The organism is Nonomuraea sp. NPDC050383 (assembly GCF_044459125.1).
In the GTDB taxonomy this organism is placed as follows: Bacteria; Actinomycetota; Actinomycetes; order Streptosporangiales; family Streptosporangiaceae; genus Nonomuraea.
Genome location: NZ_JBITIP010000004.1, coordinates 381,414 through 395,254 on the forward strand (window position 1 = coordinate 381,414; position 13,841 = coordinate 395,254).

Consider the following 13,841-nt stretch of genomic DNA (forward strand, 5'->3'; position numbering starts at 1 on the left):
CTCGACTCTGCCTGGGACGGACTTCACCATCCAGATTTCATACCGTGAAATCCCCCCTTGGAGTTCTCATGCGTCTGCGTATACTCGCCGCCCTGGCGGCGATCTCCGTCACGGCCCTGACCGGCTGCGGAGAGAACGCCGGTGGCGGCAGCGCCTCCGGCGGCACCAGCGCCCTTCGGATCATGGCGCCCGCCTCCCCCGGAGGCGGCTGGGACCAGACGTCCCGCGTCGCCGAGCAGGCGATCAAGTCCGCCGACCCCAAGCGCAGGGTCGAGGTCTACAACGTCCCCGGCGCCGGCGGCACCATCGGGCTGTCCCAGCTCGCCGGCGAGAAGGGCAACGGCAACCTGCTGATGACCATGGGCCTGGTCATGCTCGGCGCGATCGAGCAGAACAAGTCCAAGGTCACGCTGGCCGAGACGACGCCCGTCGCCAAGCTGACCGAGGAGTACGAGATCGTCGTGGTCCCGGCCGACTCCCCGCTCAAGCAGCTCTCCGACCTGGTCGCGACCTGGAAGGCGGACCCGGCCAAGGTCTCCGTGGCCGGCGGCTCGGCCGGCGGCACCGACCACATCGTGGCCGGCCTCATGGCCAAGGCCGCGGGCGTGGACCCCAAGCAGGTCAACTACATCGCCCACTCCGGCGGCGGTGAGGCGCTCAACGCGCTGCTCGGCGGCAAGGTCACGATCGGCGTCTCGGGCATCGGCGAGTTCGCCGAGCACGTGAAGTCCGGCAAGCTGCGCGCCCTCGGCATCACCTCCGGACAGCGGATCTCCGGCCTCGACGCGCCCACCCTCAAGGAGGGCGGCCTGGACGTCGAGCTGGCCAACTGGCGCGGCTTCGTGGCGCCCGGCGGGATCAGCGACGGCGACAAGCAGGCCCTGACCGACCTGGTGACCAAGATGCACGACTCGCAGGCGTGGAAGGACGCGGTCGCCAAGAACGGCTGGATCGACTCGTTCCAGACGGGCCAGGAGTTCGCCGGCTACCTCAACGCCGAGCAGGCCCGGGTCAAGGGCATCATCGCCGAGATGGGGCTCGTGTCCTGATGTCCTCCCCAGACACACCCGTGCGCGCCCCCTCCGGTGAGCCCTCGTCCGGGGAGGCGCCGCGCCGGTGGTGGCGGCCCGAGCTGGTGCTGGCCCTCGTGGTGCTGGGGCTGGGCGTGTTCGTCATCGTCGGCACGCTCGGCGTGTCGGCGGCGGCCTCGCAGCTCGGTCTCGGCCCGCGGTTCTTCCCGGCCCTGGTCGGCGGCGCGATGATCGTCGTGGGCGTCTTCTACGTGGCCGACGTGCTGCGCGGCGGCCAGGGTGACCCCGAGGAGAGCGAGGACGTCGACGCCGGGGCGCCCGCGGACTGGCGCAGCGTCGTGCTGGTGAGCGGGATCTTCCTGGCGTTCGTCACCGTGCTCAACGTCGTCGGGTGGGTCATCGGCTCGGCCCTGCTGTTCTTCGGGCTGTCCGTGGCGCTCGGCGCCGAGCACAAGGTGCGCGCGGCGGTCGTCGGTGTGGTCATCGGGCTCGTCACGTACCTGCTGTTCGTCAGAGGGCTCGGCGTCACGCTGCCGGGCGGCTGGCTGAAGGGGGTGCTGTAGGTGGACTCGCTCCAGCTCCTGCTCGACGGGTTCGGCGCCGCGCTGACCCCGGTCAACCTCATGTACGCGCTGGTCGGCGTCACGCTCGGCACGCTCGTCGGCGTGCTGCCCGGCATCGGCCCGGCCATGACCGTGGCGCTGCTGCTGCCGATCACGTTCACGGTGCCGCCCGCCAGCGCGTTCATCATGTTCGCCGGCATCTACTACGGCGGCATGTACGGCGGCTCGACCACGTCGATCCTGCTCAACACGCCCGGCGAGTCGTCGTCTATGATCACCGCGCTGGAGGGCAACAAGATGGCCCGGCGCGGGCGGGCCGCCCAGGCCCTTGCCACGGCCGCCATCGGCTCGTTCGTGGCCGGGACGATCGCGACCGCGCTGCTCGTCGTCGCCGCCCCCGCGGTGGTGGCCTTCGCCATCTCGTTCGGGCCGGAGGACTACTTCGCGCTGGCGATCCTCGCGTTCACCGCCGTGTCGGCCGTGCTGTCGCGCTCGCTCGTGCGCGGCCTCGCCTCGCTCGGGCTCGGCCTGGTGATCGGGCTCATCGGCATCGACCAGCAGACCGGGCAGGCGCGGCTCACGCTCGGCATCCCGCAACTGCTCGACGGCATCGACGTGGTGATCGTCGCGGTCGGGCTGTTCGCGCTCGGCGAGGCGCTGTACGTGGCCTCGCGGCTGCGTCACTCCACGCCCGAGGTGGTGCCCGTGGGCCGGGCCTGGATGGGCCGCGCCGACTGGGCCCGCTCCTGGGCGCCGTGGCTGCGCGGCACCGCGCTGGGCTTCCCGTTCGGCGCGCTGCCGGGCGGCGGCGCGGAGATCCCCACCTTCCTGTCGTACGCCGCCGAGAAGCGCCTGGCCCGAGGCGTCGCCCGCGAGGAGTACGGCAAGGGCGCGATCGAGGGCGTGGCCGGGCCGGAGGCGGCCAACAACGCCTCCGCGGCGGGCACGCTCGTGCCGCTGCTGACGCTCGGCCTGCCGACCTCGGCGACGGCCGCGATCCTGCTGGCCGCCTTCCAGCAGTACGGCCTGCAGCCCGGTCCGCAGCTGTTCGACCACAACCCCGCGCTGGTGTGGGGCATGATCGCGTCGCTGTTCATCGGCAACACCATGCTGCTGGTGCTGAACCTGCCGCTCGCCCCGCTGTGGGCGCGGGTGCTGCGGATCCCCCGGCCCTACCTGTACGCCGGGATCGTGGTGTTCGCCGCCCTCGGCGTCTACGCCCTGAACGGGACCGTGGTGGACCTGGTCGTGCTGTTCGTGCTGGGACTGCTCGGGTTCGCGATGCGCCGCTTCGGGCTGCCCGTCGCGCCGGCCGTCATCGGCATGATCCTCGGCCCGATGGCGGAGATCCAGCTCCGCCGGGCCCTGGCCATCGGCGCGGGCGACGTCACCGTGCTGGTCAAGAGCCCGGTCGCCGTGGTGCTGCTGGTGCTCGCGCTGGCGGCGCTGCTCACGCCGGTGGTGCGCAGGCTGGCCATGCGGAAGGACCTGGCGCCGGTCGTCATCCACGAAGAGGATTAGCCGCCGTCCTGGGGGGCACTGGCGTCAGTGCTTCTTCAGGGGAGGCGTCAAGGGGATGTGCGAAAGGTCCCGCCGTTCAGGTGCCGGCGGGACCTTTCGCGCGTCCTGAGCGCACTTACTTCGGTGCGCGCCTACGTCGGTGCGCGCCTACTCGGAGACGCCCAGCTTCTCCAGGATCAGCACCCGTGCCCGGGCCGCGTCGGCCTTGCCGCGGCTGGCCTTCATCACGCCGCCGACCAGCGCGCCCACCGCCGCGATCTTGCCGGAGCGGACCTTCTCGACCGCGTCGGCGTTGCCGGCGAGGACCTCGTCGATGATCGCCGACAGCTCGCCCTCATCGTTGACGATCTTGAGGCCGCGCTTGTCGACCACCTCGTCCGGCGTGCCCTCGCCGTTCAGCACGCCTTCGAGCACCTCGCGGGCGAGCTTGTCGTTGAGCGCGCCGGAGGCCACCAGCTCGGTGACGCGGGCGATCTGGGCCGGCGTGATCGGCAGCTCGGCGAGCGCGACGCCGGTCTCGTTGGCGCGGCGGGCCAGCTCGCCCATCCACCACTTGCGCGCGTCGGCCGCCGGAGCGCCCGCCGCCACCGTCGCCTCGACCAGGTCGATCGCGTCGGCGTTGTGCATGGCCTGCATGTCCAGGTCGGACAGCCCCCACTCGGCCTGCAGCCGCTGGCGCTTGACCGACGGCAGCTCCGGCAGGGCCGCCTTCAGCTCGGCCACCCACGCCGGGTCGGGCGCGATCGGCACCAGGTCGGGCTCGGGGAAGTAGCGGTAGTCCTGCGCCTCCTCCTTGGACCGGCCGGACGTGGTCGTGCCGGTGTCCTCGTGGAAGTGGCGGGTCTCCTGCACGATCCGGCCGCCGCCGGCCAGGACCGCGGCCTGCCGCTCGATCTCGCTGCGCACCGCCCGCTCGACGCTGCGCAGGGAGTTGACGTTCTTGGTCTCGGTGCGGGTGCCCCACTCCGACGAGCCGCGCGGCATGAGCGAGACGTTGACGTCGCAGCGCAGCGACCCCTCCTCCATGCGCACGTCGGAGACGCCGAGGGAGCGCATGATCTCGCGCAGCTCGGTGACGTACGCCTTGGCCACCTCCGGCGCCAGCCGGTCGGTGCCCGGGATGGGCTTGGTGACGATCTCGACCAGCGGGATGCCGGCCCGGTTGTAGTCGACGATCGAGTAGTCGGCGCCGTGGATGCGACCGGTCGCGCCGCCCATGTGGGTGGACTTGCCGGTGTCCTCCTCCAGGTGGACCCGCTCGATCTCGATGCGCACCGTCTTGCCGTCGACCTCGATGTCGACGTAGCCGTCGAAGCAGAGCGGCTCGTCGTACTGGGAGATCTGGTAATTCTTCGGCATGTCCGGATAGAAGTAGTTCTTCCGGGCGAAGCGGCACCACTCGGCGATCGAGCAGTTGAGCGCCAGGCCGATGCGGATCGTCGACTCGATCGCCTTCGCGTTGGCCACCGGCAGCGAGCCGGGCAGCGCCAGGCAGGTCGGGCACACGTGCGTGTTGGGCGGCGCGCCGAACGTGGTCGGGCAGCTGCAGAACATCTTCGACGCGGTGCCCATCTCGACGTGCGTCTCCAGGCCGAGCACCGGCTCGTACCGGTCGAGCGCCTCGTCGTAGGGCATCTTCGTGGTCGTACCGGTGTCCGTCACAGTGCCGGAGCCTCCTTCAGCAGCGGGCCGCCCCAGCGGCTCTCCAGGGCCTTCTCGACCGCGGCGCCGACCCGGTAGCAGCGGTCGTCACCCAGCACCGGGGCCATGATCTGCAGGCCGACCGGCAGGCCGTCCTCGTCGGCCAGGCCGCACGGCACCGAGATCGCCGCGTTGCCGGCCAGGTTGGTCGGGATCGTGCACAGGTCGGCGAGGTACATCGCCATCGGGTCGTCGGCGCGCTCGCCGATCGGGAACGCCGTCGTGGGCGTCGTCGGCGAGACCAGCACGTCCACCTGGTGGTAGGCGGCCTCGAACTCGCGCGAGATGACCGTGCGCACCTTCTGCGCCTGGCCGTAGTAGGCGTCGTAGTAACCGCTCGACAGGGCGTAGGTGCCCAGCATGATGCGCCGCTTGACCTCGGGGCCGAAGCCGGCGGCCCGGGTCAGCGCCATGACCTCCTCGGCGCTGCGGGTGCCGTCGTCGCCGACGCGCAGGCCGTACCGCATGGCGTCGAAGCGCGCCAGGTTGGAGGAGCACTCCGACGGCGCGATCAGGTAGTACGCGGGCAGCGCGGTCGCGAACGACGGGCAGGACACCTCGACGACCTTGGCGCCGAGCGACTCCAGCACCGCCACGGCCTCGTGGAAGCGCGCCAGCACGCCGGGCTGGTAGCCGTCGCCGCCGAACTCCTTGACCACGCCGACCCGCAGGCCGGCCACGTCGCCCTGCCGGGCCGCCTCCACCACGGAGGGCACCGGCGCGTCGATCGAGGTCGAGTCCATCGGGTCGTGCCCGGAGAACGCCTCGTGCAGCAGCGCCGCATCCAGCACGTTGCGGGCGAACGGGCCCGGCGTGTCGAGCGAGCTGGCGAACGCGATCAGGCCATAGCGGGACGAACCACCGTAGGTCGGCTTCATGCCGACGATGCCGGTGACCGCGGCGGGCTGCCGGATGGAGCCGCCCGTGTCGGTACCGGTCGACAGCGGCGCCTCGTACGCGGCGACGGCCGCGCTCGAACCACCCGACGAGCCACCCGGGATCCTGTCCAGGTCCCACGGGTTGCGGGTCGGGCCGTAGGCGGAGTTCTCGGTGGAGGAGCCCATCGCGAACTCGTCCAGGTTGGTCTTGCCCAGGATGACCAGCCCGGCCTCACGCAGGCGGCGCGTGACGGTCGCGTCGTACGGCGGGTGCCAGCCTTCGAGGATCTTGGACGCGGCCGTGGTCGGCATGTCCTCGGTTGCGAAGATGTCCTTGTGCGCGATGGGCACGCCGGCCAGCGGGCCGAGCCGCTCACCGGCGCGCAGCCGCTCGTCGACGGCGCGCGCCTGGCCGAGCGTCACCTCCCGGTCGACGTGCAGGAACGCGTTGACCTTCGGCTCGACCTCGGCGATGCGGTCGAGGTGCGCCTCGGCCACCTCGACGGCCGACACCTCGCCGGCCGCGATCATCGCGCCGAGCTCGGCGGCGGTCTTACGAATCAAGCTCATGCCTCCTCCCCGAGGATGCGCGGCACCCGGAAGCGGTCGTCCTCGACGGCGGGAGCGCCGGAGAGCGCCTGCTCGGGCGTCAGGGACGGTCGCACCTCGTCGGCACGGAAGACATTGGTCAGCGGGAGCGCGTGCGACGACGGCGGCACGTCCTCGGCGGCGACCTCGGCTACCTTCGCGACCGACTCGATGATGGCATCGAGCTGCGTGGCGTAGTGGTCGAGCTCGTCGTCGGTGAGCGCCAGCCTGGACAACCGAGCCAGGTGTGCGACCTCGTCGCGGGTTATGGCGGACATGAGTCGTTGAACCCGTTTCGTGGATGGAGTTTGGACACTCACATCCTAGGGGCCTTGACGGATCGCCTCCGAACCATTAACCACCTGGAAACACGCGCCCTGCCCGCACTCACCCGTACAGCTCCGCGGGGCCGACGGTCCTGACGTCCCGCTCCCCCTGCAGCGCGCCGTCGAACCCCAGGCCGCTGTAACAGGCCAGCACGGTGTCGCGTACGTCGTAGCCCTTGGCTCCCAGCAGATCCCTGGCCCGCCGGAGGCGACCGCTGTGCCCGGCCCCCATCGTCCTGCCCCACTTCGCCTCCCCCAGGGACAGGATCCGGCGGGGCTCGCCCGGAATGGCGGGGGCGAAGACGACCACGTCCACCTCGATCTGGCGGCGCTCCGCCGTGTCGGTGACCACTCCGGCGCCCACCTCACCGGGCAGCTCGCCGACAACGTCCTCCACACGCGCGAACGCCCGGCACATCTCCTCGAAGTGCGGGCCGAGGACCTGGTCGCTGAACCGGCCACGCGAGTCCTTCCAGACCGCCGCCGCCCGGCCGCTCTCCAGCAGCCCCCAGCGCGGCCTCATCACCACCTGGTAGAAGGTGATCAGCGGCTCGCACACGTGATAGACCGAGCGGGAGGGGCGGAAGACGTCGGGTTCCCGGCGCAGCAGGGAGCTGTCCTCCAGCACGTTGAGGTGATGGCCGATGTCGGCGGCCTTGCGCCCGATGTAGGCGGCGATCCCGCCCCGAGTGCCGTTGCCCGTCGCCACCGCGGCCAGCACCGAGTGGTAGAGCGCCGAGTCACGCACGTCCGCCTCCTCCTCCAGGAGGTAGCGCGCCTCGCGGAACAGCGGGGTGCCCGGGTCGAGCACGGTCCGCTGCACCCAGTCGTCGAAGTCGCCGGGCCCTGCGGGCGTGTCGCCACCCACGAAACGCAAGTGGGCCGGCGTGCCGCCGACGACAGCATGCACCTGTACGGCGAGCCGCGGATCATCGATCCGCCAGTACCGGGCGGCCAGGTCGTAGTCGAAGGGGCGGACGACCAGCTCCACGGACGCCCGGCCGCGCAGCGGCGCGCCGCCCGCCAGCAGGCGGCCCATGACGGACATCGCGGACCCGCACAGCAGCAACGACGCGGGCCTGTCATCGGCGATGGCCCGGTCGATCTCCCGCTGGATGATCGACGGGAGTGCGGGCGAGACCTTGCTCAGATAGGGGAACTCGTCGATGACCATGAGCTCCCGCCGCTCGGCGCTGATCGCGAACAGCCGGCGCATGGCCTCGTCCCAGTCACCGAACCGGTACGGCGTCGGCTCCTGGACATGCTCGGTGAGCGCGGTGGAGAACAGGCGCAGCGACTCGGTCTCGGTTGCCTCGGTCGCCCCGAAGTAGAACCCGCCGGTCTCTCTCGCCAGCGCCTCCACCAGGAAGGTCTTGCCCTGGCGGCGGCGCCCGCTGACGACGCCGAGCTGGGGTCGGCGGCCGACGCCGGCGGCGAAGCGAGCCAGGTGCCGCCATTCGAAGTCACGGGCGAAGACACGCTCGGGCTTGGGGATCACACAACCGCCCAAGGATGTAGGAGTGTACTTCGACGAAGTGTGCTCCCATCTCCTACGCCGTCTGGGTGACCTCCGGGCGGTAGCCGTACTCGATGTCCGAGGTGGAGGGGTCGAAGCGGTCGCGGAGCCAGGCCGTGGCGTCGGCCGGGGGCATCGGCTTGCCGAACAGCCAGCCCTGGCCGAGGTCGCAGCCCATCTCCGCCAGGCGCAGGGCGACCGCGTCCGTCTCGACGCCCTCGGCGACCGAGCGCAGCCCGATCGAGCGGACCAGGTCGACGATCGAGCGCACGATCCGCGCGTCGTCCTCGGACTCGGCGATCCGCCGCACGAACGACGCGTCGATCTTGACCTCGGAGATGGCCAGCCGCTGGAGCCGGATGAGCGAGGAGTAGCCGGTGCCGAAGTCGTCCAGCGCGAGCGGCACCCCGAGCGCGGCCAGCGCCTTGATCGCCTCGTGCTGGTAGACCTGGTCGCCCATGAGGATGCGCTCGGTGACCTCCAGCTGGATGGCGGCCGGCGGGAGCTGGTACTTGGCCAGCCCCATCTCCAGCTGCTCCGGCAGCGCCGAGTCGAGCAGGTCGCGGGCCGAGATGTTGACCGAGATCCGCACCCGCAGGCCCGTGTGCCACCAGCGGGCCGCCTGCTCCAGCGCGCTGTCGATGACGTACGCGGTGAGCTGGCGCATCAGGTAGGACTGCTCGGCCAGCGGGATGAACTCCGACGGCGCGATCGGCCCGTGCACCGGGTGGCGCCAGCGCAGCAGCGCCTCCATCCCGTGGACGGCCGCGTCGGTGAGACCCACCTTGGGCTGGTAGTGCAGCCGCAGCTCGCCGTTGTCGACGGCGCGGCGCAGGTCGCCGAGGAGGTTGAGACGCTCGGGCGAGTTGCGGTCCTTGTTCGGCTGGTAGAGCTCCACGCCCGTGCGGCTCTCCTTGGCGAGGTACATGGCCACGTCGGCGCGTTGCAGCAGCAGCTCGAAGTCGGGGGCGTGGTCGGGGTAGAGGGCGATGCCGACCGAGCCGTCGAGATCGAACGTCATGCCCTCCAGGCGCACGGGCTCGGTCAGGGCCGCCCGCAACCGGGCCGCCACCTCGCGTGCCGCGTGGGTGTCGCGGATGGAGGGCAGGAGCACGGCGAACTCGTCGCCGCCCAGCCGGGCCACGACGTCGCCGGGACGCACGGAGTGGGTGAGCCGGTGGGCGACCATCTGCAGCAGCCGGTCGCCCACCGGGTGCCCCATCGTGTCGTTGACCTCCTTGAACCGGTCGAGGTCCAGCAGGAACAGGCCGACCCGCTCGTCCTGGCGGGCCTCGGCCAGCGCCTCCTCGGTGCTGACGATGAGCATCTTGCGGTTGGGCAGGCCGGTCAGCTCGTCGTGCATGGCCTGGTGGTCGCGGCGCATCGACAGCGTGGCGGTGAAGTAGACGGCGGCCAGCGGCGCCACGAACAGCGGCACCATCTCCGGCGCCTGGCTCATGACGACCACGACCAGCGGCGCGAGACCGAGCAGGCCCGCGTACACAAGGCTCTGCGGCCCGGCCGAGGCCCTGAGCACCCGCACGATCGAGCGGCGCTCGTGCAGGGCGACGGCGCCGCTGACCAGCGCGGCCCGGATGGCGAAGTAGGCGACGCCGGCGATGCCGAGCGCGGCCAGGTCGCTCCCGTCGGGCACCCACGGCCGCGCCGGGCTCGGCATGATGCCGAACACGCCCAGCACCACGGCGGCGGCGGTCAGCGCCAGCGTCGACTGCGCGGTGTTGAACATCACCCGGTGCCACGCCCGGCGCGTCACCACACCGTTGATCACGACGGCCACGCACTGCATGAGCACCGCCACGGGCAGGCCGAAGTGCAGCAGCACGGCGAAGGTGAACATCGTGGAGGGGTAGGTGCCGCCCACCACGGCCGCGGAGGACACCATCACGGGCCGCAGCTCTCCCAGGATGACCAGCACGGCCAGCACCCAGAACAGGGGCGTGCGGGCGAGCTCCACCAGGGGCGCGGGATCCAGCCTCAGCAGGGCCACGACCAGGGCGGTGAAGCCGATCACGGTGATGCCCGCGAGGTACGCCCACAGGGGCGTGCCGACGCGTGGTCCTGTGTCGCGGGTGTCGGTTGGGTCAGTCATCGGTAAACAGAACCCCCATCAGGTCACTATGGGAGGGTACGACCTTTACCCCACTTCGCGAAACCAAGCGCGTACGTTCCGTCACTTCTCCTTTCGGACATATGCCCGGAAAGCACACTGTGTAGACAGCATATCGACGCTCTGTACCTGCGCGGCGCCTTTCGGCCCTTTGCTCCCCGCCGATGTGATCCGTTCGCTCCCCCGGGCGTGTCGCCCGGCGCCCCGCCCCGCTCCCCGCGCCGCGTCACACAAGAAACCGGCCTGCTCCCCGCGTCGTGTCACGCAGGACCTCGCCCCGCCCCTGCCTCCTGGCGCCCGGCCGGGCGGGGCGGCGATCGGGCCCGGTCACCCCTCCGGCGTCACCGCCGCCTTGGCCGCCGCCTCCGGCCCGTCCTTGAGCAGGACCTCGAAGCCCGCCTCGTCCAGGATCGGCACCCCCAGGCTGACCGCCTTGTCGTACTTGGACCCGGCGTTCTCCCCGACGACCACGAACGAGGTCTTCTTCGACACCGATCCCGACACCTTGCCGCCCCGGCTGGTGAGCGCCTCGGCCGCGGAGTCGCGCGTGTAGCCCTCCAGCGTGCCCGTCACCACGAACGTGAGCCCGTCGAGGATCTGCGGCCCCTTCTCCGGCGCCGGCTCGTCCTCCATGCGCACCCCGGCCGCGCGCCAGCGCTCGACGATCTCGCGGTGCCAGTCGACCTGGAACCACTCGCGGATCGTGGCCGCCGTACGGGGCCCGATGTCCTTGACCGCGGCCAGCTCCTCCTCCGAGGCGTTCATGATGGCGTCCATCGAGCGCAGCTCGCCGGCGAGCAGCCTGGCCGTGGGCGGGCCGATGTGACGGATCGACAGCGCCACCAGGACGCGCCAGAGCGGCACCTGCTTGGCCTGCTCCAGCGACTCCATGAGCTTGAGCGCGTTCTGGCTGGCCTCGCCGTTGAGGTTGGAGAAGAACGAGACGACCTTCTCCTCGCCCGTCTTCGAGTCGATCTTGGGTAGGCCACTGTCCATGTCGCGCACCACGGACCGGATCGGGATGAGCTGGTCGAGCGTCAGGTCGAACAGGTCGGCCTCGGTGCGCACCACTGGCTCCTGCGGCGGCAGCGGCTGGCTGAGCGCGGTGGCCGCGACGTAACCCAGGCCGTCGATGTCGAGGGCGCTGCGCCCGGCCGCGAAGTAGAGGCGCTCGCGGATCTGCGCGGGGCAGCCGCGGGCGTTGGGGCAGCGCAGGTCGGCGTCGCCCTCACGCTCGTAGGCCAGCTCGGTGCCGCACTCGGGGCAGTGCGTCGGCATGACGAACTCCCGCTCGGAGCCGTCGCGCAGCGCCGTCACCGGCCCGACGACCTCGGGGATGACGTCGCCGGCCTTGCGCAGCACCACGGTGTCGCCGATCAGCACGCCCTTCTTGACCACGATCGCGGCGTTGTGCAGGGTGGCCCGCTCCACCGTGGACCCGGCCACGGTCACCGGCTCCATCACCGCGAACGGCGTGACGCGGCCGGTGCGGCCGACGCCCACCTGGATGTCGAGGAGCTTGGTGTTGACCTCCTCCGGCGGGTACTTGTAGGCGATCGCCCAGCGCGGCGCCCGCGAGGTGGAGCCCAGCTCCCTCTGGAGGCGGAAGTCGTCCACCTTGACCACCACGCCGTCGATCTCGTACGCGGGGTCGTGCCGGTGGACGTGGTAGTGCTCGATGAACTCGTCGACCTCGGCCGCGCTGCCCACGACCTGGTACAGGTCGCTCACCGGCAGCCCGAAGGCGCGCAGCCGCTCGTACATCTCGGACTGGGTGCGCGGCGGGGTGGCGCCCTCCCAGACGCCGACCCCGTGGACGATCATGCGGAGCGGCCGCTGCGCGGTGATGCGCGGGTCCTTCTGCCGCAGGGTGCCGGCCGCGGAGTTGCGCGGGTTGGCGAAGGGGGGCTTGCCCTGCTCGACGAGCTGCTCGTTGAGCGTCTTGAAGTCGGCGACCGGGATGTAGACCTCGCCGCGCACCTCGACCAGGCTGGGCACGTCGTCGCCCGTCAGCCGGTGGGGCACGCCCCTGATGGTGCGGACGTTGGCCGTCACGTCGTCGCCCGTGCGGCCGTCGCCCCGGGTGGCGCCGCGCTCCAGCCTGCCGTCGCGGTAGACGAGCGCGATCGCGAGCCCGTCGATCTTGAGCTCCACGAGGTAGGGGCCGGGGTCGCGCTCGGCGAGCCGCTCGGCGCGCGCCTGCCAGGCGGCCATGTCGGCGGCGTTGAACGCGTTGTCGAGGCTCTCCATGCGGGCGAGATGATCGACCTTGGCGAAGTCGCCCGAGACCGGCGCGCCCACCTTCTGGGTCGGCGAGTCGGGCGTCTGGAGCGAGGGGTGCGCCTCCTCCAGCGCCAGCAGCTCGTTGAACCAGGCGTCGAACTGGGCGTCGCTGACCGTGGGCTGGTCGAGCACGTAGTAGCGCCAGCGGGCCTCCTCCACCAGCTCCGACACCTCGGCATGCCGCTTCAGCGCCTCCACCGGCACGCCCCCGGCCTCGGTGTTCAGCTCGCTCACGCCGGCACCCCTTCCTTCCTCGACCCCTGGGAGAACGCTATCGCCGGGCACCGACAAGATTGGCCAGGTGGGGGCGTCATTCGGCGCCCCCCGCCTCCGGATCATCACGGAGCACCCGGGCCGCCTTCCGGCAGGCCGCCAATGCCGCCCTCGCGTACGCGGGCGAGGCCCCGGCCAGCCCGCACGACGGCGTGAGCACCACCTGCCCGGCCAGCCGCTCCGCCGGGAACCCGAGTCGCCGCCACAGCTCCACGGCGGGCTTGGCGACGACGCCCACGTCCGGCAGCCGCGTGTCGGTGCCGGGCACCACGCCGAGGAACAGCAGCAGCCCGGCCTCCACCGCCTCGCCGACCGCCTCCTCGTCACGCCGCCTGACCAGGGACGCGTCCACGGAGACGCCGCGCACGCCCGCGCGGCGCAGCAGGTCGTACGGGACGGACGGCGCGCAGCAGTGGACGATCGGCGCGGGGAACCCGCGCAGCGACGCCTCCACCCGCCACTCCTCCACGGCGGCCAGCCGGCCGAAGCCCGAGGCGGTCGGCACGGTGCCGGCCAGCACCCCCGGCAGGCCCGGCTCGTCGAGCTGGAGCACCACCTCGGTGACGCCGGGCAGGCGCCGCCGCACCTCCGCGACGTGCTCGGCGACGCCCTGCGCGAGGGAGTCGGCCAGGTCGCGCACGGCCCCGCGGTCGGACAGCACCTTGTCGCCGTGGCGCAGCTCCAGCGCGCCCGCCAGCGTCCACGGGCCGCACACCTGCACCTTCAACGGCCCCTCGTAGGCGTGGCCCACCTCCTCCAGGCCGTCGAGGTCGCGCCGGAGGTGGTCCACGGCCCGCTGGTGGTCGCGCCCCGGCCGGCCGGTCAGCCGCCAGCCCGACGGCTGCACCTCCACCGGCAGCTCCACCAGCAGCCCCGCCGTACGGCCGATCATGTCCGCGCCCACTCCCCGGGCGGGGAGCTCCGGAAGGTAGGGCAGGTCCGGCAGCTCGCCGAACACCAGCCGTGCCGCCTCCAGGTGATCCTGCCCCGGCTGCGACCCGACCCCGGTGGCTTCCCACGTCAACATGGGACA

10 protein-coding genes are annotated in these 13,841 nt (G+C 71.8%); 3 read left to right on the forward strand and 7 right to left on the reverse strand.

The annotated features are described in order from the left end of the window. Positions 1–68 precede the first annotated feature (68 nt). Genes ACIBG4_RS13170 through ACIBG4_RS13180 form a run of 3 tightly spaced genes read left to right on the forward strand, consistent with a single transcriptional unit; the run spans position 69 to position 3,115 of the window. A complete protein-coding gene (locus ACIBG4_RS13170) occupies positions 69–1,049 on the forward strand; it encodes a tripartite tricarboxylate transporter substrate binding protein (protein WP_397201996.1) in 981 nt (326 codons plus the stop codon). Then, positions 1,049–1,594: a tripartite tricarboxylate transporter TctB family protein gene (locus ACIBG4_RS13175; RefSeq protein ID WP_397201997.1), complete on the forward strand. Its 546-nt coding sequence runs from the start codon at positions 1,049–1,051 to the stop codon at positions 1,592–1,594. Before ACIBG4_RS13170 ends, ACIBG4_RS13175 begins: the two co-directional genes overlap by 1 nt. Then, positions 1,595–3,115 carry a tripartite tricarboxylate transporter permease gene (locus ACIBG4_RS13180; RefSeq protein ID WP_397201998.1) on the forward strand — a complete coding sequence of 507 codons (1,521 nt, stop codon included), beginning with the start codon at positions 1,595–1,597 and terminating at the stop codon, positions 3,113–3,115. Positions 3,116–3,262: 147 nt separating this feature from the next. Here ACIBG4_RS13180 and gatB read toward each other — a convergent pair whose 3' ends face one another. The 7 genes from gatB to ACIBG4_RS13215 form a co-directional block, all read right to left on the reverse strand. Further along, positions 3,263–4,750 (reverse strand): Asp-tRNA(Asn)/Glu-tRNA(Gln) amidotransferase subunit GatB, encoded by a 1,488-nt coding sequence (gatB, locus tag ACIBG4_RS13185; protein WP_397202131.1) that lies wholly within the window; start codon positions 4,748–4,750, stop codon positions 3,263–3,265. 23 nt (positions 4,751–4,773) lie between these two features. Next, positions 4,774–6,264, reverse strand: a complete 1,491-nt coding sequence (gatA, locus tag ACIBG4_RS13190) for an Asp-tRNA(Asn)/Glu-tRNA(Gln) amidotransferase subunit GatA (protein WP_310708732.1) — start codon at positions 6,262–6,264, stop codon at positions 4,774–4,776. Beyond that, a complete protein-coding gene (gene gatC / locus ACIBG4_RS13195; protein ID WP_113699768.1) occupies positions 6,261–6,560 on the reverse strand; it encodes an Asp-tRNA(Asn)/Glu-tRNA(Gln) amidotransferase subunit GatC in 300 nt (99 codons plus the stop codon). The genes gatA and gatC overlap by 4 nt, the downstream gene beginning before the upstream one ends. Positions 6,561–6,669: 109 nt before the next feature. Next, positions 6,670–8,106, reverse strand: coding sequence for an ATP-binding protein (locus tag ACIBG4_RS13200; RefSeq protein ID WP_397201999.1), 1,437 nt, complete (start codon positions 8,104–8,106; stop codon positions 6,670–6,672). 52 nt (positions 8,107–8,158) lie between these two features. Further along, the gene (locus ACIBG4_RS13205; protein WP_397202000.1) at positions 8,159–10,234 is read right to left on the reverse strand and encodes a putative bifunctional diguanylate cyclase/phosphodiesterase; all 2,076 of its coding nucleotides are present in this window, start codon (positions 10,232–10,234) and stop codon (positions 8,159–8,161) included. 345 nt (positions 10,235–10,579) lie between these two features. Next, a complete protein-coding gene (ligA, locus tag ACIBG4_RS13210) occupies positions 10,580–12,769 on the reverse strand; it encodes an NAD-dependent DNA ligase LigA (RefSeq protein ID WP_397202001.1) in 2,190 nt (729 codons plus the stop codon). Positions 12,770–12,845: 76 nt separating this feature from the next. Then, a complete protein-coding gene (locus tag ACIBG4_RS13215) occupies positions 12,846–13,835 on the reverse strand; it encodes a methionine synthase (RefSeq protein ID WP_397202002.1) in 990 nt (329 codons plus the stop codon). Positions 13,836–13,841: the final 6 nt, after the last annotated feature.

Coding starts and splice junctions, on each gene's coding strand:
- ACIBG4_RS13170 (WP_397201996.1), top strand. CDS start 69: ATGCGTCTGCGTATACTCGCCGCCCTGGCGGCGATCTCCGTCACGGCC.
- ACIBG4_RS13175 (WP_397201997.1), top strand. CDS start 1,049: ATGTCCTCCCCAGACACACCCGTGCGCGCCCCCTCCGGTGAGCCCTCG.
- gatB (WP_397202131.1), bottom strand. CDS start 4,750: ATGCCCTACGACGAGGCGCTCGACCGGTACGAGCCGGTGCTCGGCCTG.
- gatA (WP_310708732.1), bottom strand. CDS start 6,264: ATGAGCTTGATTCGTAAGACCGCCGCCGAGCTCGGCGCGATGATCGCG.
- gatC (WP_113699768.1), bottom strand. CDS start 6,560: ATGTCCGCCATAACCCGCGACGAGGTCGCACACCTGGCTCGGTTGTCC.
- ACIBG4_RS13205 (WP_397202000.1), bottom strand. CDS start 10,234: ATGACTGACCCAACCGACACCCGCGACACAGGACCACGCGTCGGCACG.
- ACIBG4_RS13215 (WP_397202002.1), bottom strand. CDS start 13,835: ATGTTGACGTGGGAAGCCACCGGGGTCGGGTCGCAGCCGGGGCAGGAT.